Source organism: Pseudomonas sp. MDT1-17 (genome assembly GCF_054898105.1).
The window spans coordinates 6,247,019-6,270,523 of sequence record NZ_JBUBVM010000001.1; the positions used below are offsets into that span (position 1 = coordinate 6,247,019).

28 protein-coding genes and 1 pseudogene are annotated in these 23,505 nt (G+C 53.6%); 12 read left to right on the forward strand and 17 right to left on the reverse strand.

All coding sequences use genetic code 11. The features are described from left to right. From ACYZTX_RS28920 to ACYZTX_RS28930, 3 genes are read left to right on the forward strand one after another with little or no spacing between them, the layout of a single operon-like run. Positions 1-2,097 carry a hypothetical protein gene (locus ACYZTX_RS28920; RefSeq protein ID WP_462036873.1) on the forward strand — a complete coding sequence of 699 codons (2,097 nt, stop codon included), beginning with the start codon at positions 1-3 and terminating at the stop codon, positions 2,095-2,097. Further along, the gene (locus ACYZTX_RS28925) at positions 2,094-2,600 is read left to right on the forward strand and encodes a hypothetical protein (RefSeq protein ID WP_462036874.1); all 507 of its coding nucleotides are present in this window, start codon (positions 2,094-2,096) and stop codon (positions 2,598-2,600) included. Before ACYZTX_RS28920 ends, ACYZTX_RS28925 begins: the two co-directional genes overlap by 4 nt. Next, on the forward strand, positions 2,593-3,957 hold the full coding sequence (locus ACYZTX_RS28930; RefSeq protein ID WP_462036875.1) for a tyrosine-type recombinase/integrase: 1,365 nt from the start codon (positions 2,593-2,595) through the stop codon (positions 3,955-3,957). Before ACYZTX_RS28925 ends, ACYZTX_RS28930 begins: the two co-directional genes overlap by 8 nt. A 239-nt stretch (positions 3,958-4,196) precedes the next feature. Here ACYZTX_RS28930 and ACYZTX_RS28935 read toward each other — a convergent pair whose 3' ends face one another. Together ACYZTX_RS28935 and ACYZTX_RS28940 are read right to left on the reverse strand one after the other, a co-directional pair. Beyond that, positions 4,197-4,634: an HAD domain-containing protein gene (locus tag ACYZTX_RS28935; protein WP_462036876.1), complete on the reverse strand. Its 438-nt coding sequence runs from the start codon at positions 4,632-4,634 to the stop codon at positions 4,197-4,199. A 408-nt stretch (positions 4,635-5,042) separates the two neighbouring features. Beyond that, positions 5,043-5,888: pseudogene (locus tag ACYZTX_RS28940) on the reverse strand (IS256 family transposase); the annotation flags it as partial. A gap of 203 nt (positions 5,889-6,091) precedes the next feature. Here ACYZTX_RS28940 and ACYZTX_RS28945 point away from each other — a divergent pair. After that, on the forward strand, positions 6,092-6,649 hold the full coding sequence (locus tag ACYZTX_RS28945) for a hypothetical protein (RefSeq protein ID WP_462036877.1): 558 nt from the start codon (positions 6,092-6,094) through the stop codon (positions 6,647-6,649). Positions 6,650-6,682: 33 nt separating this feature from the next. After that, a complete protein-coding gene (locus ACYZTX_RS28950) occupies positions 6,683-7,324 on the forward strand; it encodes a tyrosine-type recombinase/integrase (RefSeq protein ID WP_462036878.1) in 642 nt (213 codons plus the stop codon). A gap of 538 nt (positions 7,325-7,862) precedes the next feature. On the opposite strand, the gene ACYZTX_RS28955 is transcribed toward ACYZTX_RS28950, so the two are convergent. After that, positions 7,863-8,492: a hypothetical protein gene (locus ACYZTX_RS28955; RefSeq protein WP_462036879.1), complete on the reverse strand. Its 630-nt coding sequence runs from the start codon at positions 8,490-8,492 to the stop codon at positions 7,863-7,865. Between the two features lie 1,145 nt (positions 8,493-9,637). On the opposite strand from ACYZTX_RS28955, the gene ACYZTX_RS28960 reads away from it, so the two are divergent. The 4 genes from ACYZTX_RS28960 to ACYZTX_RS28975 all read left to right on the forward strand — a co-directional run bounded on the left by ACYZTX_RS28960 (position 9,638) and on the right by ACYZTX_RS28975 (position 12,872). Beyond that, a complete protein-coding gene (locus tag ACYZTX_RS28960) occupies positions 9,638-9,982 on the forward strand; it encodes an AMP-binding protein (RefSeq protein ID WP_462036880.1) in 345 nt (114 codons plus the stop codon). A 575-nt stretch (positions 9,983-10,557) separates the two neighbouring features. Next, positions 10,558-11,160, forward strand: coding sequence for a hypothetical protein (locus tag ACYZTX_RS28965; protein WP_462036881.1), 603 nt, complete (start codon positions 10,558-10,560; stop codon positions 11,158-11,160). A gap of 20 nt (positions 11,161-11,180) precedes the next feature. Beyond that, positions 11,181-11,855, forward strand: coding sequence for a response regulator (locus ACYZTX_RS28970; protein WP_462036882.1), 675 nt, complete (start codon positions 11,181-11,183; stop codon positions 11,853-11,855). Between the two features lie 876 nt (positions 11,856-12,731). After that, positions 12,732-12,872: a hypothetical protein gene (locus ACYZTX_RS28975; protein WP_462036883.1), complete on the forward strand. Its 141-nt coding sequence runs from the start codon at positions 12,732-12,734 to the stop codon at positions 12,870-12,872. Between the two features lie 192 nt (positions 12,873-13,064). On the opposite strand, the gene ACYZTX_RS28980 is transcribed toward ACYZTX_RS28975, so the two are convergent. The 9 genes from ACYZTX_RS28980 to ACYZTX_RS29020 all read right to left on the reverse strand — a co-directional run bounded on the left by ACYZTX_RS28980 (position 13,065) and on the right by ACYZTX_RS29020 (position 17,232). Continuing rightward, positions 13,065-13,364 (reverse strand): hypothetical protein, encoded by a 300-nt coding sequence (locus ACYZTX_RS28980; protein ID WP_462036884.1) that lies wholly within the window; start codon positions 13,362-13,364, stop codon positions 13,065-13,067. A gap of 168 nt (positions 13,365-13,532) precedes the next feature. Then, complete coding sequence (locus tag ACYZTX_RS28985; protein ID WP_462036885.1) at positions 13,533-13,820, reverse strand: hypothetical protein; 288 nt, start codon at positions 13,818-13,820, stop codon at positions 13,533-13,535. After that, the gene (locus tag ACYZTX_RS28990) at positions 13,813-14,010 is read right to left on the reverse strand and encodes a hypothetical protein (RefSeq protein WP_462036886.1); all 198 of its coding nucleotides are present in this window, start codon (positions 14,008-14,010) and stop codon (positions 13,813-13,815) included. Before ACYZTX_RS28990 ends, ACYZTX_RS28985 begins: the two co-directional genes overlap by 8 nt. Before the next feature lie 335 nt (positions 14,011-14,345). Then, positions 14,346-14,570, reverse strand: coding sequence for a hypothetical protein (locus tag ACYZTX_RS28995; protein ID WP_462036887.1), 225 nt, complete (start codon positions 14,568-14,570; stop codon positions 14,346-14,348). Between the two features lie 113 nt (positions 14,571-14,683). After that, entirely contained in the window at positions 14,684-14,854 is a 171-nt protein-coding gene (locus tag ACYZTX_RS29000; RefSeq protein WP_462036888.1) for a hypothetical protein, read from the reverse strand. Between the two features lie 24 nt (positions 14,855-14,878). After that, on the reverse strand, positions 14,879-15,142 hold the full coding sequence (locus tag ACYZTX_RS29005) for a hypothetical protein (RefSeq protein ID WP_462036889.1): 264 nt from the start codon (positions 15,140-15,142) through the stop codon (positions 14,879-14,881). A gap of 150 nt (positions 15,143-15,292) precedes the next feature. After that, complete coding sequence (locus ACYZTX_RS29010) at positions 15,293-15,661, reverse strand: hypothetical protein (RefSeq protein ID WP_462036890.1); 369 nt, start codon at positions 15,659-15,661, stop codon at positions 15,293-15,295. Positions 15,662-16,120: 459 nt separating this feature from the next. Further along, entirely contained in the window at positions 16,121-16,351 is a 231-nt protein-coding gene (locus ACYZTX_RS29015) for a carbon storage regulator (protein WP_462036891.1), read from the reverse strand. Between the two features lie 347 nt (positions 16,352-16,698). Continuing rightward, a complete protein-coding gene (locus ACYZTX_RS29020; protein WP_462036892.1) occupies positions 16,699-17,232 on the reverse strand; it encodes a hypothetical protein in 534 nt (177 codons plus the stop codon). A gap of 146 nt (positions 17,233-17,378) precedes the next feature. Here ACYZTX_RS29020 and ACYZTX_RS29025 point away from each other — a divergent pair. After that, positions 17,379-18,931 (forward strand): IS3 family transposase gene (locus tag ACYZTX_RS29025; protein WP_462035392.1). Its coding sequence is split into 2 segments (ribosomal slippage): positions 17,379-17,841 and positions 17,841-18,931, totalling 1,554 coding nucleotides; the frame shifts between segments, so codons are not numbered across the junction. 954 nt (positions 18,932-19,885) lie between these two features. On the opposite strand, the gene ACYZTX_RS29030 is transcribed toward ACYZTX_RS29025, so the two are convergent. Then, positions 19,886-20,125, reverse strand: coding sequence for a hypothetical protein (locus tag ACYZTX_RS29030; RefSeq protein WP_462036893.1), 240 nt, complete (start codon positions 20,123-20,125; stop codon positions 19,886-19,888). Positions 20,126-20,723: 598 nt separating this feature from the next. Here ACYZTX_RS29030 and ACYZTX_RS29035 point away from each other — a divergent pair. Beyond that, on the forward strand, positions 20,724-21,026 hold the full coding sequence (locus ACYZTX_RS29035; protein ID WP_462036894.1) for a hypothetical protein: 303 nt from the start codon (positions 20,724-20,726) through the stop codon (positions 21,024-21,026). Beyond that, positions 21,023-21,340, forward strand: a complete 318-nt coding sequence (locus ACYZTX_RS29040; RefSeq protein WP_462036895.1) for a hypothetical protein — start codon at positions 21,023-21,025, stop codon at positions 21,338-21,340. Before ACYZTX_RS29035 ends, ACYZTX_RS29040 begins: the two co-directional genes overlap by 4 nt. A gap of 129 nt (positions 21,341-21,469) precedes the next feature. Here the strand turns inward: ACYZTX_RS29040 and ACYZTX_RS29045 are convergent, their stop codons facing one another. From ACYZTX_RS29045 to ACYZTX_RS29060, 4 genes are all read right to left on the reverse strand, one after another. After that, on the reverse strand, positions 21,470-21,592 hold the full coding sequence (locus ACYZTX_RS29045) for a hypothetical protein (protein ID WP_462036896.1): 123 nt from the start codon (positions 21,590-21,592) through the stop codon (positions 21,470-21,472). 335 nt (positions 21,593-21,927) lie between these two features. Continuing rightward, positions 21,928-22,200, reverse strand: coding sequence for a hypothetical protein (locus ACYZTX_RS29050; protein ID WP_462036897.1), 273 nt, complete (start codon positions 22,198-22,200; stop codon positions 21,928-21,930). 354 nt (positions 22,201-22,554) lie between these two features. Then, complete coding sequence (locus ACYZTX_RS29055; protein ID WP_462036898.1) at positions 22,555-22,875, reverse strand: hypothetical protein; 321 nt, start codon at positions 22,873-22,875, stop codon at positions 22,555-22,557. 260 nt (positions 22,876-23,135) lie between these two features. Beyond that, entirely contained in the window at positions 23,136-23,369 is a 234-nt protein-coding gene (locus tag ACYZTX_RS29060) for a hypothetical protein (protein ID WP_462036899.1), read from the reverse strand. Between the last annotated feature and the right edge of the window lie 136 nt (positions 23,370-23,505).

Here is a 23,505-nt window from a genome sequence, read left to right on the forward strand (position 1 = left end):
ATGACCTTAAATCATCAAGGTTCGGCGCTTTCATTTTTAGAAGAAATGTTCCCGTTTACTACAGAGCAATTCAACAGCCAATGGCTTAAAAAAGATTTCAATGCGAAAATTTGGTCGTTCGATTTCGGCTCAGGAAGAAAGTTCGATGTGGACTTCCAAATTGAACTTGAAAACGGCTCAGTCCTTACGGATCAAAACAATAGCGAACTGTTGTTCCTCTTCAAAAATTGGATTACGGTTCAAAATACACCTTCGTTAAACCAAGGAGTGTCACCGGGCGATGCTACAGCATATAATAATACACGGAGGGCGATACACATCATTGACTACTTAATACTGAACGGAGACAAATTTAAACTCGCGACATTTGGCCTAGAATGCCTAACTGAAAACGATGTCAGAACTTTTTTTTATATTTTAGCGACTTCCAGCAAGATTATTGATGCCGTATATAGCTGGAAAACAAAAACTTTGGATTTTTTTATACATACCAGCAAGCTGGTAGACGATGAATCAATACTGGACTTCTCATATAAATATCCCGAAATCTACGCACTTATAGACGTCCCCCAACCGGCTTTAGGTTTATCCATCGACCAGACAAAGAAATCAAAAATATGGCTAATCCAGAATGATTACTATATGCCAAACTTCAGCTCTGGGCACAGATTCTCAATTAATACCTCCAAACTTGCATCGAATATATACAAAAACACTTTACTTGGCCGAAATCTAAAAACCGCAATTCCCGAATTCAGCTTTGATCCGTATGATGGAATATCTACTGAGCACAACGCGGTGAACGTGCGCTCGGAAAACAAGAGCATCATGAGTGAGCGACAGTTTTCAAGATTTTACACTTCGTTTATGGCCGTAACTAGACTAGCAGAAGTAGGTATAAATACGCCTGCGCACGCTTTGGGTACTCTGAGCCTGAAAACCTTAACTGCTCACTTAAACCTAGCTAAAACCGCGCGGTACAGAACCTTAAGGCCAAGCATATTACTTCCATCCCTTCAAAAAGCTATCGATTTCATCATTGACTACGGGGATGATATCTTAAGGTCAGCCGCCGCCGTAATGACCGCCCAATTGAATAATAGCGAAAGCGTTAATACCCAAGACTCCACTTGGTCGCTGCAAAATGAGATATCCCCTAGACTGGCTGAAGCAGGAGTCAAATGCTGGTCCTTAAGTTCAAATATGCTTTCCGGTCGAAAGTTTTCAAAAAAAATAAGAACAGTGAAACTCCAAGAATACTTTACCAGATTCCGAAAAAACGAAGGATTATGGGAGTTGCTACGGGTCTATTATGGAGCGGCGCAGATCGTAGTCGGGCTATTAATGGCTAGGCGACAAGAAGAATTGAGGAACCTCATACCCTTTGAATGTTTAGATAAAACAAGAAAGTACCTATTGTTTAAGAACGGAAAGTCTGGTTACTTATCAAAAAAGGAGATTTTGAAAAGGCCAATTCCAAGTATCGGCGTACAAATTATTCAGTCGCTACAAGAGTTTCAAAAAACGCTAATAAAAAACGAGGTTATAGGCAATTATACTAATTTGTTTGCCTTTCCAGACCGGCACGCCAAAGGCTTAGGGAGCGGACTACGATCGCCAAGTTACAACCGAAGCCTAGACTTTTTCTGTGACTATATAGAAACACCTAAAAACTGCAAAAATGAACGATTCTATATACGTCAGCATCAATTAAGACGTGGTTTCTCAATGATGTTTTTTTGGGGCGATTCCTTTGGTGGGCTTGAGACCCTCCGGTGGTTTTTTGGACACACCGACGTTGAACACCTTTACAACTATATTACCGAGTCGACCCCAGGGGAGGTTTTGCGTGGAGTCAAATCTGCATATGTAAGTGACTGCCTAACTCAAGGCGACAAGGATGTCACCAATGAACTAGAAGAAATAATGATGACCCGCTTTGGAACGACAGATTTTACGATGCTTGATATGCAAGAAGTTGAAGCATATTTAGAGACACTCATTGAAGATAACACTATAACTGTGGAACCACATTTTTTAAATTGTGGCGAATCACTTTCTTATCAAATAGTCACGAAATTAACGCAAAAACCATGAAGAAAAAGATCGACTCAGTTTTGAATCTATATGCCTTACTCGTAATGGTTTCCGAAAACAGTGAGAAATTTCGAGAGAACGCTATTCGGCCGTTTCTAAAAAACCAGACAACGCTCTGTAGATACACCTCACCCGAGCGTGACATTTACCCTTGCTCGTTAAATACTCTTAAAACACGTGCTAACACTTATCTTAACGGTGGGTTCGAAGCATTAGATCAAGCAAGATCTGCAGCTTTGAAAGCTGTCGCGTCACTAGCTATCACTGACACAAAAACTATAAAAAAACCGCAGACAAAGGACCAACTAGCAACACTGAAAAGGGAAATCCAACTTCTCAACGAAGAAATCTTATATTACACAGTAGCATTACAGTCAAGCATGGAGCAATCAAGAAGCTTTGCAAATAAGACCAATGATTTGGTCAACATTCGATTGTGCGAAAAGCAACACGCTGAAATTTACGCTTTCTTAAAACATCCGAGGTCCGCAGGTGATGCGTAAATTATATCGACTTACTGCTAGCGACTTTCAGCTTCCGCTTGCAATACTCTCAGACGATAACTACATTTCTATTTCTGCATCATACATTCCCATGCTCCGCTATCCTGATGGATCATGGTGCCACTACTCCAACTGCTATATGCACTCCCTCTTTGAAAAAGGCCTGTCGAGAAACAATAATGGAGGCACGCTTAAAACTTATGCTGGAAATATTAGCCACCTCCTACGCTACTGCTGGAATAATAGTATCGACATCTCTCAAATGACAGACAACTTATTTGTTCTGTTCATGCAGTCAATGTTATCCGAGAAAAACAATATTACCTCAACCAAATCTAGCCGCTCCAATACTACAATATTAACAATTGGGCGAAACTGTATCGACTTACTGGCTCACACAGGGAAAATCAAAGGAATAGAGAACTTTGTAGGCAAGAACGGAGTAATTAAAGCTGAGAAAAAACGAGCTGAAATCGACATTTCAAATGGAGCCCGAAAACTCATAAAATATTACTGGCACCACAGATCTTTTCCAAAGCCGTCGCCTGAGAAGAAAAGATTTCCAATAACCGAAAACCATGCGAAAGCCATCGTTTCGGCTGCTGCCAAGACTGACGATTTATTTCGTCGCAAACGAAGATTCGTAATGTTGAAGTTGCTTGAACACACGGGCTGCCGAAGATCAGAATTGGTAAAAATAACCACACGTAGCGTGTATGCCGCACTTAACAACCCAAGCAAGGGACTCGAAGTGCCAACAGCAAAAACAGGTGGGAATAAACCAGCCTCAAGATATTTGCCTATATCTTTACCTGACTTAAAATTTATCGCTTCTTACATCGAATACAATAGAAATCCAAAAATCAAAATATTAAGCATGAAAGACGAAGGCTTTCTACTTATTAACTCTAACACCGGAGGAGCTTTAAACGCCAATACGATTACCCAGGAAATATCTGAGCTTGCAACCGCAGCTGATATTCATGAACGTTTGTCCCCTCACATGTATCGACATAGATTCATAACCCAATATTTCATAAAGTTAATACTTCAACACAACTTCGAAAATCCTGATGAATTTCGCAACCTTCTTGTCAACACAGAGTCGTTCAAGCAAGAAATACAGCAGTGGACCGGTCATAAACGACTAAGCTCTCTAGACCCTTATATAAAAATAGCATTTGGAGATATAACCAATCGAAAAGAAGTCGCGAGCGCCGCGATACGTAGTCAGCATATATCATCGCTAAGGCAGACTATAAAAATGACTCAAGATGAGATAAAGGCAGGTTTTTCTATAATCCCAGTTGGTGAGCTTCTTGAATCGATCTCTGATTACCTGAAGGAACTCGAATGATACTATTTTTTAAGACCGATTCGACTTTTTGCAGCACAAACAATGGATATCATTACATTGACTCCGGCGCCTTGCCAACTCTCAATTCTAAAATCTCCAAGCGAATTAAACCGATTGCAGTTAGTAACCATTTTTAGCCGTTGGAGATCGGATTTTGCTCGCGATCCAGCTTCATGACAGACGGCGATAAGATTGTAGTAGGCGTATTTGAGGTTAACTCTCCCACTACTTCGGATACCTTAGCTTTCGTCTTTAATGGCGGCTCGTAGATCCACCTCTTCCTCCCTGCGAAACCCGTCATTGCAGAGGATTAGTTTGGAGAGGCTAAACCAACAGACTGCGCAATCATCAACCGCAACCCAGCTAGTATGTTCAGGATTAGAATCAAGCCAGCTTAATGCCTCGGCTTCTCGTCCTCCCGGCCGCTGGGAGTCCTCCAGAATTGGAGTTGACCCTATGATTCGATCTTGCAGATCTAAAGGAAACAGAGACTTTAGTTCATTCAAGGTGCGATTTACACGCCAGGTGCTACTGATGACAACATACGTCTTCGGGTAATCACGCAAAACCGCCGACAACCTGGGGAGGTAAGCAAATGGCGCAGACTCCGTGGCAGGCCGGTCTCTTCGAGGAAAAAGCGGATGCAAAACGCCATCGATATCTAGAAAAATTATCACTCCATCTCTCCTTGAAAGGTATGGAATCGGATCAACCTTCGAACACAAACACTACGATTCCGATGAATGTTTCTCCTTCAGTACGCTAAGCGTAGTGACCACTTTGTGAATCCTGTCCGAAATTTTCTTTGTCGTAAGATTTTGCTTTGTCGCATATTTTTCAGCAGTGATCGACAATGTGAATAGGTTTACGCCTAAAAAGGTAAATATTTATGGCCCGTTGGCTTGGCTTTTTCTCCCACCGCTTACTCAATCTTGAGGTGTGTTGCTCAACTGTATTTATACTTTAGCACGACCCACGGAATCATCATGTAGATACAGTGTGCCTTGCTTGCATTTGGATTGGGGCCTGATGGACTATTAGTACGAATTTATTTAGCGTTTATTAGGCTCAAAAATGCAGTGATCCACGAAGTTCAAGCTGTTGCGCACCATGTGCACGATGCACAGCTGAACGACGGCTTTTGGGTAAACCGTTTCAATCGCCTCAGGGAAGCCTTTGAGGCCGTCCACGCAGGCGATGAAGATGTCCTGCACGCCCCGATTCTTGAGTTCGGTCACCACTTGCAGCCAGAATTTTGCGCCTTCGGTTTGAGCGATCCACAAGCCCAGCACTTCCTTGTGACCGGCCATGTTGACGCCGATAGCCAGGTAAACCGCCTTGTTGCGCACGGCGCCAGCGTCACGCACTTTGACGTGAATGCAGTCCAGGTAGAGGATCGGGTACAGCGCGTCCAGCGGTCTGGCTTGCCACAGCTTGACCTCGTCACTCACCGCGTCGGTAATCGCCGAGATCAGGCTGGGAGACACCTCTGTGCTGTACATTTCCTGTAAGTGACCTTGAATTTCTCTGACGCTCAAGCCCCGGGCGTAGAGGGAAATGATCTTGTCGTCGAAGCCGGTCCAGCGGGTTTGATGCTTGGCGACCAGTTGCGGCTCGAAGGACGCCTGCCGGTCGCGAGGGATGTCGAGCGGCAGTTCGCCGAAGTCGCCCTTCAGGGTTTTACCGCTGTGACCGTTGCGGGCATTGGCGCCGGCGTTGGTGATCGTCGCGCTTTTGCCATGACCCAGATGCTCGGTCATTTCCGCCTCAAGGGCTCGCTCGACCAACATCTTGGTGAGCTGTTTGAGCAAGCCATTTTCGCCGATGAGGTCTTCAGGCTTTTTGTAGTTGGTCAGCAGGCTGTCGGCCAGTTTAACCAGCTCAGGATCAGGCTTGATTCGTTTGGCGCGCTTGGGTTTTGGCTCGGTCATTGGATTTCCTTGGGGTAGGCAGTCTCCTGCCAAATGACCGTTTACACAAAACTAATTACACCCTCAAAAAATTGTACACGCTGACCCGCGCAACGCAGACCCTGCCGTTTTCCGTCGGCCTTGACCATAAACCCATCACCGCCGACGCTTGCGCCATACCCACGCTCCGCTGGCCCGACGGGGCCTAGTGCATCGAAGCGAACATGTGGATGCTCCACCTGTATGAGCAGGGCCGCTCTCGCACAGAGCGAGGGGGCACACTGCTCACCTATGCGGCCAATCTGAGCCATCTTCTGCGATTTGCCTACGCCAACGACACCCCCTTCATGGCCATCACCGACGTCCAGTTTTCATTTTTTGTGGTCGGTCTGCTGGGGCAGCGCAATGCTCAGGGAGCACACGTCAGAAATCAAAACCCGGCGTTGAACGTTGTTCGCAGCTGCCTTGAGTTTATCCATTACCTGTCCACCACATTTGCCCTGCCGGTTAAACTGAGCATTCAGCGTAAGCTGTATGATCGGGTGTTGCCGGACGGCACCGAGATACGGGGTACAGGACTGCATCATGTGGCCATGCCGCTGGAGTCGAGGATTTCACGCCGCTTGCCAGTCACCACCGAGCAGATCAAACGGCTGCGCCTCGCGGCGTTCGGTGATCAAACGGCCAGCGCCTTCGTCAGGGAACGCCGTCGGGTGATGATCCGCACACTGGAGATGACCGGGGGGCGAAGGCTGGAACTGAAGCATCTGACCCTGGCCTAGGTGGCCCATGCCCAGAAAACCGGGCATTTACGCATGCTGCTGGTCAAACAAGTGGGAAAAACGCCGAGAGCCGATGCGCCTGAGCACAACGACCGCCTGACGTACCGGGAAATTCCGATCAGCGATCGGGATATCCAGTTGCTGAAGGACTATGTGGACGTTCATCGCGCCCCTTTGATGGCCAAGCACCTCACAGTGCAACCTGACCATGGTTATCTGTTTGTCAGCGAGACCAGCGGTCGGCCCCTATGCGCCAACACCATCACCTTTGAGATCCAAAAATTGCGCACCCTGGCTCACATTGCTGAGCCTGTCAGTCTGCACTTGTTCCGCCATCGTTTCATCACCAAGATCTTCGTCGCGCAAATCATGCGCAGCAAAATCGGGACACTCAACGACTTCAAGGAAGCGCTGCTGAATACGGAAACATTGAAGCGCAAAGTACAGGAGTTCACCGGCCACAAAAATCTGAAGTCATTGGACATTTACATTCATCTGGCATGGGACGAAGCCGGACAGTTGCGCCCGCCCATCCACGGCATGGAACAGTTTCAAAGCCTGAGCGCGATCACCGAACAAGTGACTCACTTGATCGCTGAGCTCGATCAGCCCGGCCTCGATAAGAGTTCGCGCACTCTGCTCGACCTGATCGCGTCTTTTGAAGCGCTGTTGTGATGTCGCGTTCAATGCGAGTACCGACGCGGTTGAGCTCTTTACGCCGCGAGGCCGCTTGACCACCCACTGTTCCGCCGTGGCAGGTCACACCTGTGCAAAAAAGCAGGAACCATTAAAGATTGCGCTTCCCGTGAGTAACCCAAAACTGACCGCTGCATTTTTGATGCGCTGTGCGAGGGGTGCTGATTGCGCGCGCCGGCGTCGGTCAGCACCGAAGGCTAGGCCAGGTCGATTCACTCCCAGCCGACAAAAAAACTGCCTTGCCCCTCTGACGATGACCTCCAGCCTCCACGGCCTGCAGCCCCAGCCACTATCGTCAACAACTGGGTGTTTCGTCTGCGGTGTTATGTTCCCGGTGTTCACATTGAGGGCCGATCCATGCAGGCGGCATGATCCATTGTGACACTTTGATGTGGTAGTTTGAATGGATGCTCATGCCCCAACCTCCACTGCTAAGTGCAAGGTCCACGATACCAACCGTCGTGGTGTCCACAACTGAAAAGTCCGGCACAGGCCGGACCCTCTGGTAATTGCGACTTCAGAACTCACCCACCAACGTTTTGAGATCTTCACCACTCACACGAATCCCCGTCGAAAACACGCTCAGGTAAGCGCCTGTCGCGAGATTGACCAAGGTTCCAGAGACATCAATCACGGCCTCGGTGGGTGTGATTGACTGAATGGTCAGGTTGACGATGGTGGGGTGCTCGGCCGATTGAGAGAATCGACGGCCCTTCCATTGCGCCCTAAGCTCTATCTCGGGCCTATCCGATCGGTGGCTTTGCACCGAATAGCCCTCCTTGATGGCCGATCGCAGCAGGTAGACGTCCAATAGCGTCTGATCGTCTGAGCTTAACAGCACGAATACTGTGGGCTCCCCGGTCGCGTTGAATGCCGGCGCAATGTGTTTTACCTGATTGAAGCTAATGCTGGGGGCAGGAGTTAGCACCGACAATGAATACCCGCCAGCATCTTCGCTGCCGGCAATTGACAGTCTCGGCACATGGCCGCACGTTAACAGCAGGTACGCTAGGCCGATAATGGCCATGAATTTCGTAATTCTTTCCATGAGGTAAATCTCCATCGCGTTGTTTGTAATTGTTTTGTCGAGCGTAAAAGCCACACAAATTGCGAACACTCTGATATCCACGCCTTCACTGTCCGTCACGGTGCACATTCCTTTTGCAGAGGCTGTCGCACCGTGTCGACCCTTTCACTCCGGCCTCGGTGATGTCTGTATCAGAATGCGGGACTTCGTGCTGCGCCTGGTCATACAAGCTAGCAAGCTATCGAAATAAGGGCTGCCGACTCCTCAGAACGACAACTTGATTCTGCATAGCCGTCGCTAGCCATTTCTCCGGCGACTCTTAACAATAACCTGCAGGCCCCCCGCGCAACTCGCAATGTTCATCTTTTTTAAGAGGACGTGATTTACAAACGAATGAATGAATGAATGAATGAATGAATGAATGAATGGGACTATTACCCCAAATGCAGGGTCAGAGAAGGTTCAGGAAATCAGTGCGGTGGTACAAGTTATACCGATCGTGAGGGGAATGCTTGCGAAGTTAGCAAGAGCTGATGCCCCTGCCGCCGCCCATTTCGGCGGTTTAAGACCAGGGGCGACATTGGCGCAAGCGATCAGTGTAGCTATCTAAACAACATCCCGGATTTGGAGAAGCCCGCCTGTCACGAAGCACGCCCATTCGTGGCTTGATGCCCAGTACCGCTACCTCCACGCTTAATGCCAACCACCCCATCCAGGGGCACAGGCGCCCCCCCCAAAATACTTGGCTCCTCAGTCAGCCCCGTACCCGTAAATCGTCCCCGACGGCGTATTTCACTCATCGTGACCGCCCGTTTCCTTTGTCCTGTGTCTTGCGCGGGACGGCTTTATCCCGTTGACCTGGCCCCCAAAACCGCTGCTGCGTCGCGACTTTTGCCATGATTCGTATCAATTCGATCAGGCACTCCCTCGACCCCATACACGGGCGCGCCACCGCCAACACCGCAGCAGGCCACTCGCATTAAGGTACTGGCATGCCGAAACTTACTTCCTGCATGCCAGAAACAATCAAACTGATGATCATAATGGAATTCCGGCACCTGTTATGAATTGCCCTATCTATGAATGAATTATTGTTATTTTTCAGAAAGGCAAGCCCAACAGCTAAAAAGACGACTATTGTAGTTGGCAGTCTCTTTGGGTTGTAAGGAATGAAGCAATGTCAGATATTTCTAAGTTCAAAGCGAACTATCACAACGGTGACAATACGGACGAAGCGGCCTGTACGCGATCAACATCGTTGATCCATGAAGTATCGAGTCCCAGGTGAAAGCGCGCCCCAACGCTATTGCAGTGGAGCACAAGGGGCTTGCATAAGTTATCAAACCTTAAATCGGCAGACGACCCAATTAGCCCGTTTCCTGCGCAGTGGCGGAGCTAAGACCGCAACCCATATAGCGATTATTGGGGACAGATTTACCACGTTGATTGTCAGTGAACTTGCCATACTGAAGTGCGGTGTAGTCTATGTACCGTTGGACACCAAAACGCCCCAGGCACGTCAACGCTGGATGATGCGTGATAGTCAGGTTCAAATACTTTTGACCTTGAAATCGCTGGACATTGCAGAGTTAGAGAGTGTATTTGCGTGAATATTGACGGGCTCAATACTGCACCGGCTGCGGGGGAGTCTTCAGCGAGTACCATCGAGGATAGGTGACTAGGCCATCTGACATGCCGTTGCAGTTGAACGGATCCCAATGCTGGATCGAATCGACGTGAAACGTTGGCAAGCCAGTCCCTTGGTCATGTTGCGAACCTCGATTTACCAAAAAAATCAATGCCATTTGGATCCCTCTGCGCCGCCATCTGCACGGATTACCATTTAACGAGTACCCGTAATCGCAGTCGCCGGGCATTTGTACCGTCGGGACGGTACAAATCGCAGTGGGTACCGCGCCCACTGGGAGCGAAGCTAAAAAAGATATTTAGCCTGGCAGAAATTGACTGGGGTGGTACGCCCAAACCGGCGGAGTTTATACACGCGGTCAAAATAGGCCGTTGCGCCGTGCCCCCCGTATATGCCCAGCGGCGGTGATGGGCTCCTCAAACAATCGTTTGATCTGGTTCAGCTGCGGTACAGCGTGGGTACAGCGGGCGTTCAGGACGGGAGGCGTAACCTAGCTTCATCCCTACTCAGCGCCATCCGCGCATCAGGAGCTTCCCCATGACCCACTTCAAAAAAATGCTGTTGGCTTTCTCCATGCTGGGCACCGCTGCCGCGGCGCAAGCCGAAACCAAGAACTTTGCCGGCCTGACTTACGGCCAGACCAGCAACCAGGTCAGCAAATCCAAGTCCCTGAACGACAACCTCAACCACCCCAATGCCGACGGTATCATCCACAGGGACCACACCTTTGGTCTGCGCGCCGGTCGCCAAAGCGACGACAGCCGTTACTACGCCACCTACGACAACGTGTCGGGCTCGCACCATGCCAATAAACAGCGTCAGGAAAACCTGCTGGGCAACTACGACCTGTTCTTGCCGGTGGGCAAAGACACCAAACTGTTCGGCGGTGCCTCGGCCGGCTTGACCAAGGTCAGCCAGGAATCGGCAGGTTTTAGCCGCGACACCAACGTCGGGTACACCGTCGGTGCGCAACTTGGTGTACTGCAGCAGGTGTCGCAAAACACCTCCGTGGAACTGGGTTACCGCTACCTGCGCACCAACGCCAGTACTGAGCTCAATGAGCGCGGTGGCAGCAAACAGGGTTCGATGAAACTCAACAGCAGCGCCCAGACCTACCTGGCGGCCAACTACGCGTTTTAAACCACCGAAGGGAGCGTGTGATGAGATTGCTGGTCGTGGAAGATGAAGCGCTGGTGCGCCGGCAACTGCAACGCTGCCTGAGTAAGCGCGGCCATGCGGTTGAGGCGGTGGCCAGTGCCGAAGCGGCGTTGGTCCAGGTGGGGCTGGGCCACCACGACCTGGCGCTGATCGACCTCGGCTTACCCGGCATGAGCGGCCTGGAGCTGATCCGCCAGCTACGCGCCGTCGGCCAGCGTTTTCCGATCCTGATTCTCAGCGCGCGTTGTAACTGGCAGGACAAGGTCGAAGGTCTGGACGCCGGGGCCGATGATTACCTGGTCAAGCCGTTCCAGTTCGATGAGCTGGAGGCTCGGTTGAATGTCTTGCTGCACCGTTCCAGCGGATTGACTCCGCCGACCCTGGTCGCCGGACCGCTGGTGCTGCATCTCGATCGCAAGCAGGCCTCGCTCGATAAGAAGCCCCTGGCGCTGACCGCGTATGAATACCGCATTCTTGAATACTTGATGCGCCATCACCGGGAAGTGGTGGCTGAAGAAAGTTTGCTGGCCCTCCAGCCAAACGACGACGCACGTGATCCGAAGGTGATTGAAGTGCTGATGGGCTGTCTGCGGCGTAAACTTGAAGGCCAAACCGGCTTCCAGCCGATCGACAACGTGCGTGGCCAGGGCTATCGATTTACCGAGCGTTGCACATGATTGGGCCGCGCTGGGTGGGATGGATGCTTGCCGCCACCCTGCTGACGGTGCTGTCCATGACCGTGTTGCTGCCCTTGACGGGTGAGGTTACGTCCGGTTTGGCGATCGTAGCGTTGGCGGCTTTTATCATCACCTTGTAAGGGAGCACGATCCACGCCCCACGGATTTCGGGCAGGTACAGGGCGTACCCATGGGTTCGCGCTCAGTTGAAGGACGAGGTTTTCCGCCTCCCGTTACACGCAGCAATAGACGTTTTACAGGCGCCGCGGAGATTGTCTGGTAGCCTCTGTCTCGTCTCCAGCGAAGCACGCGGTCGAGGGAGTTAAAAATCCTGTTTAATTGCATTCCGAAAGAAAGCTTTTAGCTCGCTCATTCCCATCGGCGGGCTTTTTTTTGCGCCGGAAACGGCAAGTTGTGCGTTAGCGCCACGCTTGGCCATGGTGGTCTCGTGGGGACTTGGAGATGCAGCCTTTTACCGTTTAACTACGCCGCCGCTGGACCTTGATGGCTCCCTGCCCTTGAGAGTTTGCTTATACTCCTTACGCTTTTTACCCCATCAGGCGTGCGTTTGCGACAACACTCGGTCCGTGCAGGTCCTCTCAACTGGCTGTTACTCCCAGGTTGGACCTGGACTGGGGTCGGTGAGTCTGGAGGAGCTGGCGAATGCCCTGACTGTCCCAGGGACGACCTGGTGTGGATTTACCCGGGTTTCCAATCGACGCCCTCCCGGAGGTACTGCGGCCCTTTTTCCAACTGGCCGAATGTCGTCATTGAAGCGGCCCAGGCACTGCTAAAGTTGCACAAGCCCCCTTACCCCCACCGCCTAAAACCTGTTCTGCGCCTGTGGTTCGCTGCGTTCGGCTTGGGCGATCGTTCATGAGCAGTCCTCAGGAGCGCAACCTTGATGTCCAGAGTCAGCAGGCATTTGCGCCACTGGTTGACGACCGCAGCACACAACAGACCGGCCTGGGCCAGGGTGATGTCCTGTCGTCGTTTCAGTCCGGTAACAAACGCTGAGGCGTCGACGCGGGATTCGTGCGTGCCCCTGAACTCCTCAGCCCTGAGCACCCGACGAAGCCAAGCTTTGACCGTCCCGGTGATCACCAGCGACAGCAACAGCAACAGCAACAGCAACAGCAACAGCAACAGCAACAGGGTGGAAACAGGATCGTCGCCTGTGGGCACGACTCTTAGAGTCAGGCGTACGCATCACGTCCATCCCAGGTTGGTTTCTTCCACCTCGAATGTTAGCCAGCCACTACCATCCGGCTGATACTTGCGCTGGACAATGGGACCTGCCACCGCCAGGCCGCTGGGCAACATCACCCGCACGTAATGCGGCCGTGCAGGGCCGAACAACGGCTGGGCAAAAGCCAAGCACGCGACGTCGAGGAGGGCGCTGGCAGTCAGGGTAATGCTCACCGCCTCATTCAAAATGTCGAGAGCTTCCAGGCCAGAGTGGCCGGCGTAAAGCGTGACATGGGCCGGGCCTTGGTGCATATGGGGCATACAAATTCCTTTTGGATGATTAGCGATCACGACCTCAACCATAGCCTTAACAGTATGCGTCCTCCTGCAAGGACGGGGTTCCCGAGTCATTCAATTAAAAAGGGGAGAGCTGCAGCCAGGCATCTCCCCTTTGCGATAGGACCGCCGCAGGATCAGTCGAGCGCCGCCCTACCCTTGGCGTTTGGCGCTGGGCAAGGTCTCCAACGCGGCCAGCCGTCGCGTACAGCGCGTGTGCACATCCTCACGATAGCGGCGCACGCCGTCGTGACAAATCTGTTTTTCCACATGCAAGGCATCGCTGAAGCCGACCGCGTAGGCCGCGGCATAACCCACCTCAAGCGCCGTCTTGGCCACCTCGATCGACCCAAGAGCGGCATCGAGGCGCTGACGGCTGATTTCGCCACTTGGCACTGTACCGCCCATCAGTTCGGGCTTCGATTCCCTCACCCTAAGCATGTCCAGCGTCCTCCTGCGCCGCCAATTGATCGGCTTGCTCTTGCATCTCGACCTGCTCGTAGCCCTCATCGATCTTGGCAAAACAGTCAGGACACAATGAGCCTTTCGCCGGTTGTGCAGGATCCCGATGACCTTGGCAAAAGCGATAATAGCGGCAGGGAATAAGTTGTAGCGGAGTGGGTTCATCCATGATGTAACTTTCCTTGTGGTTTGTAATTAAGACGCGGTGGCTTGTCGCCTTCGATCAGCCTATACGGCACGCGAGCGTCGCCACGGCCCTGTCCAGAGCCAGGCCGTTGTCGACCGCCGCCATCTCGCAAAGCAAAAGCCTGCTAACAGGCCGCTCCGGTACGTTGCACCGATTGTAGGCCGTGCTGGAGATTCGGTGCGTAATCCTGATCTGAGGGTGTGGTACACCAGACTATGGTGGTTTTCGCAGGCAAAAGAAAAGGCCTCCTCACTGGGCTGGGGTTGGGGCCTTTTGAACGTAAGCGGCGTTACTCGAAATCCGACTGTTATGGCGGCCTACTCTTGGGCGTCCATCGTCTGGCATTCCTCACCCAGCGCCATCAGCTCCTCAAAAGTTTCGATGCTGATCAGTTCCAGATACAGCAACGTGTCTAAACGACCGTCGACCATTCCGCACCGATAGAGGTCCAGTCCTTGGAACTTCACCCTTTCGGTGTTGATGTCTTTACGAATGTCTTCCAGATGCTGGCTAATGACCTCGGGCTTTACGATCAAACTCATAAGGGTTCCTTTTCGTTGCTGATTGGTCCGTGCGGGGACTGTCAACCTGACCCAGTCCCGCTGCGCCCCAGCAATTTTATGTATGCCAAAATTAGCAGGCGTAGTGTTTAAACTCATGGCGAACACGACACACCACCCTCCCCTTCCACGGCTTCAATGACCAGCCCGGCCAGCCGCTCGCAGGCATCCGCGTGCGCCCGATCCGCCGCTCGATAGTCACGCTTATACGCCGCCATTTGTTGGGCCATGGGCGGCAGGGGATAGGTACCCATGATCAGGGCCATGAGGGGGCCTTTCTATTCGAATCGTTATTCGCCCCATGTTGTCTTACCCAGGCTGGGTCCATAATACTCGGCCTGCTCAAGTAGCAACTGCATCACGGTCGTCACATCGCGAGCTTTACTGTTGTACGCGTTAAGCATCTGCTCGTTGTGCTTCTGGGCCTTCGCCCAGGCTAAGCGGTCGTACCGGTCGACGGCCAGCAACGCATTAGTGGCCGCGACCCACGCTGCCCTGGCGTCTTTCGCAGTGATCAAATGATGTTTGAATCGCTCACTGTCGATCATCGGCATAGCAGGAATCCTTTGCCCTTCCTCCCCCCGGCCTCTTCCTGCTCTTGAGCGTCCTGCCGATCGGCCTGTTCTTGCAGCTCAGCCTGTTCATAGCCGTCGTCGATCTTGGCGAAACAGTCAGGACAAAGGTCGCCTTGCAGGGGTTGCGCGTTATCCAGGTAACCCTGACAGAAACGATGGAAGTGGCACGGATACAGCGTTACGAGCGTAGGTTTGTCCATGGTCAGCGTCCTTGTTCATTATTGGTGAGGCGACATCCTTGTCGTCCTCGGTCAGCTCCATCCAACGCGCGAGCGCCGCGACGGCTTCTTCGATGTCGATCGCCTGGCGGACATCGCTGCACAGTCGCCGACACGCGTCATGATAAACATGTTGCACCTTCTTGACCTTGTCCATAGCCGCGCCTGTGTCCACAGCGGTCGCCGCCTTCACGGCAGTGTAAGCCGCATGATAAGCCGCTTCGGCCTGCTCCTCCGGTTGCTGGGCGTGCCTGAGGGGTTTGGTGTCGATCATCGGCATGGGGAAGTCCTTTTAGTGAAAAACGTATTGCCGGGTTGCAGCCATGAACATTTGCCAGCTAGCGTAGGGAATGGCGTAGCGCCTATTTTGCGCTGCGCCATGACGACGGTGAATAGCACGATCAGCCCACTTATCAGCTTTTTCACGATGTACTGATTCACTTCCAGCCAGCTTTTGCCAATACCCACGTTGGATCATTGGGTCGGGTCGCCCAGTTCTCTGGGGAGTGCGCGACTGCATCAGCTTTCATGATCCGGGTACCAGTGCTTCCACTTCTAAAAATCAATGAGACAGGGGATACGATGGGACTCAATCCGTACCAGCGGGAAGCCCCCTCATCCATGCAGGGGAGGATGTCACTCATTGACCCAGCTCGTAATGGGCTTGAGTTCGTTACCGTCAATCATCGGCATGGCGGGAGTCTTTCTGGCGGAAAAGTTTTCTATGCGTCGGTAGTGTCTAGGGGTTACCCCGAACCAAGACCCGAACCCTGGGTTTGTGGGAGATGACGACGCTTGGCTTGCGGTCATTAATGCGGCTGTAGACCTCCTGCTGGTGGACTTGGATAGACACTGGAGCTTCGATTCCGATTGTTACGTGCTCCTGATTTTCATCAACGCCTAGCACCTGAAAAACAATTTCATCGCCGATCATCACGGCTTTGCCTGAGCGGCGGGACAATATCAACATCGCTATTTCTCCTTGAACAGTTCAGTTGCTATCCGGCACAAACCCATCGCCGATACAGGTTGAGCACGGCGACTCGTTACGCCACGGTGCGCGGCCATCGCTGGCTGGGCAGCCCGCGAAGCACCAACATAAGCTTGTGCGGGGCGCGGGCTCGGTCTGCACGCGGGGCGCGAGTGTGGCTCGGCACATCCATTTCGGTGATGGATACGGTCGGCCTGGCTCTTTTAATTCCGACCCAGGCTTTTTCCAGTGGGGGATTGTTCCGCGTGATGTCATGGACAACATGGCGGACAGCCGCTGCGCCTAGCTAAATCCGATTGCGCTTCTCGCAGGCCCAACCAAAAACATTATTTCTCAGCGACCAACTCCTTTAGATAGGCCCCTTGTACGGAGATGATCGACGGCGACAAGGTCAGGTACTCACCCGTCGCGGGGTTGACGAGTGTTCCGGAAACATGGATCACAGCCTCCTGGGAGTTAATGGATTCCATTGTCAAATTCACCGCGGTGCGATGTTGATTCGATTGGATGAATCGGCTGCCATACCAGAGCGTGCTCAGTAAAATCTCAGGACGACTAAAGCGCTCGCTGTTAACTGAATAGCCCGTTCGGATGTTCGAACGCAGCAGGGTGAGCTCAAAAAGATTTGGACTGTTCGATCCCATCACAATCGAGACCGTGGACTCACCAAGGATGTTGCGCTTAGAGACCACTCGTTTCACTTGTTTGACGTTGATGCCAACCCGCTCTCCCGGATTCAGCACTGGGCGACTTAAGGTTGTATCACCGCTCATTACGGCGGAGTTATTCTCCGTATCGCTGCAGGCCATAAGCACACACGCCAGACCGATGAGGGCCAGGACTTTGCCAATACATTCCATGTAGGGTCTTTTCCATTGTGGGGGGGTCCGATCGTTGAACGACATGCCCTCGATTGATCAGCTCTTCCCCTCCCCCGGTGTCAGGATAGTTGTCGCCTCTCCGAATTTTCCTGAAAAAGCATATCGGGGGCGGAAAGAGACTGGTCGTGCCGTACTATTCACCTGAACGCAAAGCCGCATTACTCAAGATGCTGCTTCCCCCGCTGAGCCTGACGATGGCCGAGGTTTCCCGGCGTGAAGGGGTTAGCGAAATGTCTTTGTCCAACTGGCGCAAGAAGGTCAGTTCTGAAGGAAGCGCAGTGCCTGAAGACAAGCCACTCCCCGAGAACTGGTCTGCTGAAGCCCGGTTCGCTGTCGTCCTTGAAACCGCCGGTCTGTCGCAGCTCGAACTGGGTGAGTACTGCCGACGAAAAGGTCTGTACCCCGAACACGTCAGCGCCTGGCGCCAAGCCTGTATCACGGGGCAGCAGAGTGTTCAGAACCAACAAAAGGTCGACCGCGAACAGTCTCGCAAGGACAAGAAACGTATTCAGCAACTTGAGCGCGAACTGCTGCGTAAAGACAAGGCGCTGGCCGAGACCGCCGCGTTGTTGGTGCTGCGAAAAAAGCTCAACGATTACTGGGGGATCGACAACGAGGACACCTGACCTCTTTGCCGGAACGGCAGTTGTTGGTGGCTTGGTTGATCGAAGCCATCGTGGCCGGTGCTCGAAAAATCAGAGCGTGCCAGGAGGTGGGGCTGTCGCTCAGAACCTTGCAGCGATGGACGCAGAGTGAGGATGTTCAAGCCGATGCCCGCACAACCACCGTGCGGCCCACGCCACGTAATGCGTTGAGCGAGATCGAACGACAAGCGATCGTGACGCTGTGTAACAGCCCGGCGTATGCCCATTTGCCGCCGAGTCAGATCGTACCGAGGCTGGCTGACGAGGGGCGTTATCTGGCGTCGGAAGCGACGTTTTATCGCATCCTGCGTGCAGCCGGCCAGCAACATCATCGGGGCCGTAGCCAGCGACCCAGACGGCATGCGGCACCGACGACGCATGTCGCCAAAGCGCCCAATCAGGTGTGGTCGTGGGACATCACGTATTTGCCGTCGCCGATACGTGGCAAGTACTACTACCTGTATTTGATCGAAGATATTTACAGCCGCAAGGCCGTGGGCTGGGAAGTTTACGAAGAAGAAAGCGGCGAAAAAGCCGCTGCGCTGCTGCAACGCAGCGTGATCGGCGAGCAGTGTTTACGCGAGCCGCTGGTGCTGCACTCGGACAATGGTGCGCCGATGAAATCGCTGACGCTGTTGAGCAAGATGTACGACCTGGGCATCACGCCGTCCCGTGGCCGACCGCGAGTGAGCAACGACAATCCGTACTCGGAGTCGCTGTTTAGAACACTGAAATATTGCCCGCAATGGCCGCAGGAGGGTTTTGCCAGCTTGGACGCCGCACGCGCTTGGGTGAGAGATTTTATGCGTTGGTACAACAACGAGCACCGGCATAGCCGGATCCGCTTCGTGACACCGACGGAGCGGCATCGAGGGCTGGACCACCAGATCCTGGCGCGGCGGCATGAACTGTACCAGCGAGCGCGCAAGAAAAGCCCGGAACGTTGGTCAGGCCAGACGCGGAACTGGGAGCCGATAGGAGCGGTGATGCTGAATCCGGATCGGGAGCAGCAGGACGAGAAAAGAGCGGCATAGTTGAACGGTTGACGCGACAACTACCTTGAAAAATGCCGCCCTCGAGCTGGCAGGGATAACCAAAAGAGCGAAACACCTGGCACAGCCGTTCGCGACCGTCCAGAACCGCAGCTTGAGGTTGTCCTGAAGCGATCGAGAAAGCGTCGTGCTCATGGGGGTCATCGGTATGGCCGGTGCTCACGGTGGCCAACAACGAGCGCTGACAAAGATGGGCTCGGCCCTGCAAGGGATAGCCCATCCATGCCGGTTTTAAGAGATTTAAAAAAACGTCTGTTTCCAGTTGCCTGCGCTGATCCATCGCGCGTCCATCCCTGTTGGTGTGAGGTGGCAGTGTGCCCTAACAATTTTGTTCGACAATACTGGCTTTTTGCCAAAGTTGGCTATCTGAGTGCCACCTTCAACGTCCACTGGACTGTGTGCGACGCCACGTCAGCCCGATCTTTTCAGCCGCCGTGCGACACGAAAAATTCAGCGACTCAGTCCCCTCGGCGCCCAAGTGGCCAATGACTAAACTGAGGGGTTGGGCCTGCCCTGGTTGATCGGCAGGGATTATGCATTGCCGCAAGCACTGCGGCGGCTATTACGAATTGCGGAATTCATACACTGTCGAGGGTCATGGCCGATGTCGTTTGTCACGCAGGAGTAGGCTCAACCAAAAGCCGCGGTTACGCTGCATCGCCTATGGCGAAAACGCCTTTGCTTTTGTCCATTTTGCCCAGGGCCTTTAGACCAAAATTTCCACGCTGACTGGTGCCAGCGAGCGACATTTGAGCGTCTTTCTCGGCCATCCGTGACGAAGCAAACGACCACCTGCTTGGACAAAGAGGGGATCCGTTTGAACATAAACAGTGTTATCAGTAACGACAGACAGCGGCTCGGCCAGCGGCGCCGGGCGGAGATCGGGGGCTTACTCATGACGACGGGGGGCCTTTCAAGATCGGAAAAGTTTTCCGGTTAGCCCATACGGCGCACCAATACCGCGACGGTTTCTTCGTTTTCGACTGCCTGTCGGACATTGCTACACAGTCGTCGGCACGCGTCGTGGTAAACGTGTTGCGCCTTCTTGGCCTTGTCCAGGGCCACGCTTTTGTTCATCGGCGCCGCCGCCTTTACCGCGGCATAGCTGATAGGCCGCTTGGGCATGCAGTACGGGTGCAAGGCGTGTTTGAGGTGCTCGGTGTCAATCATTGGCATGGGAAGAGTCCTTTCAGTTTGTCATCCAAAAAGACGCACCCGAGCGACCGTTTACCTGGGTACCAGTCTGTGTGCCGTTATTCAACGCTTGGGGTTGGCGTGCTATCACCGTCATCAATGGCAGTGCCTCACGATTGCTCACGCGGGGACCGCCATCAGCTTCCAGCCTTCTTCCTTAATGACCTTGCTGGCCTGGCCGGGGTGTAGACCTGAACTTAATTTCATCGGCTTGACTTCCTTGTGTTGGCTCGCCAAGTAGAGATCTTCAGGCAGCCATTTTGTTGCTGATTCGTAATTGCGCGGCAATCATGGACTATTTATGCCGGTGTTTGTGTCGTCCCCTTTACCGCTCAACGGTAGAGCATGCCGCCCGATGGCCTTGGAGATGCGTTGTTGCAGTCCTCTGATTGTCTTCAATAGAAACCGCAGCGTATGCTGCCTGGGCATAGCAAGTGCTCTGAGAGCGTGCGTCCTTTCCCGGGACGGGCGGCAAAAAATCCGCCTACCCATCGGCGGCAACCGACCACCCTAGACTGTGCCCCCCCGTACTGTGGTCTACGCTGCGTGAGTTATTCTTACTCGCCAAGGAAACACCTTTATGGCCTATGCCTACCATGATCCCGCCCAGGTCACCGTCTCGGTGCGCCACCTCGGCAGCGACCCAGTCGTCAACCTCAATCACGCCCCCACCATCGTCCTCGCCCGCCACGGCGCGGTCCACCTAGCCTGTTTAGAGTTCGCCGGCGTCCTGCATGCCCCTGATCACGCCAACTACGTGCAGCTGCAACTGGCAAACAGCCAAGCCCTCGGTGCCCACCTGCTCGAGGATGAGCGCACCCTCCGTGGCAGCGGCTGGCTGCTTTTGCAAATCGAGCACGGTGACTGGGGGTTGCTGAGATGAATCGACACCACCTTAAGCCTGTCGTCCCACGCGTCAGTCTAGTTGCCGAACTGGGGCTGCCGCTGGTAGTCGACGCCCCAGCCAATGCCTGGCTCAACCGGATCCGCGGCGCCGAGCATGGCAAGGCAGCGCGTGAGGCCCGCGACGATGCGAGGGATTTTGTCGCCGGCCTGGAACAGCGGCGGGACATCTCCGTCGCCCAAGCGGATCGCTTGTACACCGCCATCGATCGGCAGTGGTACGACCGTCTGGTGACTTTGGAGCAGGCCGCCCTCACCGGTGGCCAAGCCGGATCGGCGAGGCAGCTGGACTAATAGCGATAACCATTGTTGGACGCCGATCACCCATCGGCCAGCTGATCCCAGTGCGCTCGCGGCGCTAACTGCCGGGTCTGGGCCAGCCTGTCGGCGGTGGCCACGCTTGCTGCATAAACAGCGTACTCGTCACGGATCACCCTCCCCTTCGCCCGCCTCGCTCACCTGCCAAACCAGCTCTTTACAGGCATCGGTATGCGCAAGATCGGCCAGCGTATAGTTCCGTGTGAAGGCGGCGATTTGCTGCGGCATGTGCGCCTGGGGGGCCTTCAAGGCACTAACCAGCGCGAGTCGCGCGGCACGGGGTGGGCCCGTACCGCCTCCAGGTAAGGCCGCAGGGACTCGTCGTCGATCATGGGTATGGCAGAGCTTCCCTTCTGAAACGTATTGGCCTTTTGGTGAAGTTTGCGGTTCGCAGACTCTCTGCAGAGCTGTCAAGTTGGAAGCTTCCCTTATAGGGCGCTTTCAACTTGTGCCACGATAGTCCACTGCTAATTATTGCCACGTAATCGGTCGACCACCGTTTCATGGATCCCGTGTTGACTGACCAGGGTTTTCACTGGGGAGGGGTTGAATCACCGCGCCGATCATGGCTTGCCCTCCGCTACGCGCCGAAAAGCGGCACGCTCGGCCCGCTGCACCGCCTCATTCATCACCCGCTGTTGCTCGGCGCTGATCAGTTCGCCGGCATACAGGCCCCAGACAAAGCCTTGGGCGTGGGCCACATGGTGCAGGATCCGCGGGACATTGAGGTGCTCGCCAATGCTGTGCAGCTCGCGCTCCCAAGTGGTGTGCAGGGTCGCGCTGGGCACGTCGACCGTCAGCGGGTCAAGGGGGATCTGGGTGGGAGAGCACGGCATACGGACAATTCCTCTTCGAGCGAGCGGCCGCCCCTGCGTCAAACCAACACTGGGAGCGTGAATGACTAGGCGATCGTTGCGCGTAACGCCGCGCACTTATCCGGTCGCGTCGTGCTCGGCCTGCTCAATCAGTCGGCACAACGCTCCTAGGAGAGCAGCAATTCCTTATCGATCATTGCAGAATGGGGCAGCTTTTCTTGCTAACGGGCAGCTTCCGGTTAGGGGCATTTGTTTCCCGTAACGACGACCCCCTCTCCTTCAGTCACAGGTCACCATCAACTCGGCCAACCAACACCTTGCGCCGTCCCTGAATGTTCTCCCGAAACCCCGTCGTTTTCCCGACCTATCTCACATTCAAGACTGGGCCCAAGGGGAATGATGTTTTCGCTGGGCTCTCTTCAACAACTCGGCCAGCGGCCGTCCCAACATTCGCTCGGCGGTGGCGGCGCTGATACGCTGCTCTTCGACCCGTTCGCCGTCCTGATCGAACTTGTTCGCAACGAGCATGGCCGGATCGTCTGAACTCAGCGGGGATACCAGGATGGCTTGCCAGTGCTGTTCCCACTCGACCTGCGTGTTACAGGCGGCACCACCCAGGGTGACGAATCCATTATTTTCTTCATCGCCAAAAGTGATGGCGATACACCAGCGAGATGTTGGCGTTTTCGCCGACATGATCCACCTCCTACGTTGACTGGAAAAGCCGCTTCATCGCGAAACGTCCCGTTGCGCCCCATCAGGGTTTCTTCTGGACGGCAAGTCATCACGGACCTTCGCTCAAGGCCAATGTTGGGGTCCTGCCTCCTCTGTCAGAGCCAAAGCGGTGGGTGAAAGTCAGTGTCGACTGTATCCGGCCAATCTAGAGCGTCGAAAGACGGGAAACAACCTGGCACACCCCCGGATGAATAGGGAAAATGGAGTATAAACAATAGCCGCTAGCCTACGCGCCTCAGGCGCGCTTCATCAGCCGTGACAGAAATCAACGGACTGATGCACGCCAATGTGAGGCGCATCAGGTTGAAGGCACGCTCCAGCTCACTCTTCTCCTCATCGTCCAGATCGTTGGGAAAGCCGGCTTCTAGATTTTTGATCGCGCGATAAGCAAAATTATTGAGGGTCTGGCAGGTCATCAATACATCTTTCAACACGAAATGCGCTTCGGTGTGCATAAGACTCTCCTGCTGGATGGGTTACGGCCTTATTCAAGCAGCAAAATTTGAGCGGCAGGACGGCCTACCGTGAATTTGAGAAAATTTCACAGCGATTTCACTGTCTGCGAGTTACGGCATTAAATCGGCGGATCGG

Bases quoted from the DNA above. Each gene is read 5' to 3' on its own strand.
- ACYZTX_RS29010 (WP_462036890.1), bottom strand. From the start codon at position 15,661: ATGCCGATGATCGACACCAAACCCCTCAGGCACGCCCAGCAACCGGAG.
- ACYZTX_RS28930 (WP_462036875.1), top strand. From the start codon at position 2,593: ATGCGTAAATTATATCGACTTACTGCTAGCGACTTTCAGCTTCCGCTT.
- ACYZTX_RS28970 (WP_462036882.1), top strand. From the start codon at position 11,181: ATGAGATTGCTGGTCGTGGAAGATGAAGCGCTGGTGCGCCGGCAACTG.
- ACYZTX_RS28960 (WP_462036880.1), top strand. From the start codon at position 9,638: ATGAAGTATCGAGTCCCAGGTGAAAGCGCGCCCCAACGCTATTGCAGT.
- ACYZTX_RS29000 (WP_462036888.1), bottom strand. From the start codon at position 14,854: ATGGCCCTGATCATGGGTACCTATCCCCTGCCGCCCATGGCCCAACAA.
- ACYZTX_RS28990 (WP_462036886.1), bottom strand. From the start codon at position 14,010: ATGGATGAACCCACTCCGCTACAACTTATTCCCTGCCGCTATTATCGC.
- ACYZTX_RS28985 (WP_462036885.1), bottom strand. From the start codon at position 13,820: ATGCTTAGGGTGAGGGAATCGAAGCCCGAACTGATGGGCGGTACAGTG.
- ACYZTX_RS29035 (WP_462036894.1), top strand. From the start codon at position 20,724: ATGGCCTATGCCTACCATGATCCCGCCCAGGTCACCGTCTCGGTGCGC.
- ACYZTX_RS28965 (WP_462036881.1), top strand. From the start codon at position 10,558: ATGACCCACTTCAAAAAAATGCTGTTGGCTTTCTCCATGCTGGGCACC.
- ACYZTX_RS28925 (WP_462036874.1), top strand. From the start codon at position 2,094: ATGAAGAAAAAGATCGACTCAGTTTTGAATCTATATGCCTTACTCGTA.
- ACYZTX_RS29020 (WP_462036892.1), bottom strand. From the start codon at position 17,232: ATGGAATGTATTGGCAAAGTCCTGGCCCTCATCGGTCTGGCGTGTGTG.
- ACYZTX_RS28950 (WP_462036878.1), top strand. From the start codon at position 6,683: ATGCTGCTGGTCAAACAAGTGGGAAAAACGCCGAGAGCCGATGCGCCT.
- ACYZTX_RS28975 (WP_462036883.1), top strand. From the start codon at position 12,732: ATGAGCAGTCCTCAGGAGCGCAACCTTGATGTCCAGAGTCAGCAGGCA.
- ACYZTX_RS28995 (WP_462036887.1), bottom strand. From the start codon at position 14,570: ATGAGTTTGATCGTAAAGCCCGAGGTCATTAGCCAGCATCTGGAAGAC.
- ACYZTX_RS29005 (WP_462036889.1), bottom strand. From the start codon at position 15,142: ATGCCGATGATCGACAGTGAGCGATTCAAACATCATTTGATCACTGCG.
- ACYZTX_RS28945 (WP_462036877.1), top strand. From the start codon at position 6,092: ATGTGGATGCTCCACCTGTATGAGCAGGGCCGCTCTCGCACAGAGCGA.
- ACYZTX_RS29040 (WP_462036895.1), top strand. From the start codon at position 21,023: ATGAATCGACACCACCTTAAGCCTGTCGTCCCACGCGTCAGTCTAGTT.
- ACYZTX_RS29055 (WP_462036898.1), bottom strand. From the start codon at position 22,875: ATGTCGGCGAAAACGCCAACATCTCGCTGGTGTATCGCCATCACTTTT.
- ACYZTX_RS29015 (WP_462036891.1), bottom strand. From the start codon at position 16,351: ATGTTGATATTGTCCCGCCGCTCAGGCAAAGCCGTGATGATCGGCGAT.
- ACYZTX_RS29045 (WP_462036896.1), bottom strand. From the start codon at position 21,592: ATGCCGCAGCAAATCGCCGCCTTCACACGGAACTATACGCTGGCCGAT.
- ACYZTX_RS29060 (WP_462036899.1), bottom strand. From the start codon at position 23,369: ATGCACACCGAAGCGCATTTCGTGTTGAAAGATGTATTGATGACCTGC.
- ACYZTX_RS29050 (WP_462036897.1), bottom strand. From the start codon at position 22,200: ATGCCGTGCTCTCCCACCCAGATCCCCCTTGACCCGCTGACGGTCGAC.
- ACYZTX_RS29030 (WP_462036893.1), bottom strand. From the start codon at position 20,125: ATGCCAATGATTGACACCGAGCACCTCAAACACGCCTTGCACCCGTAC.
- ACYZTX_RS28920 (WP_462036873.1), top strand. From the start codon at position 1: ATGACCTTAAATCATCAAGGTTCGGCGCTTTCATTTTTAGAAGAAATG.
- ACYZTX_RS28980 (WP_462036884.1), bottom strand. From the start codon at position 13,364: ATGCCCCATATGCACCAAGGCCCGGCCCATGTCACGCTTTACGCCGGC.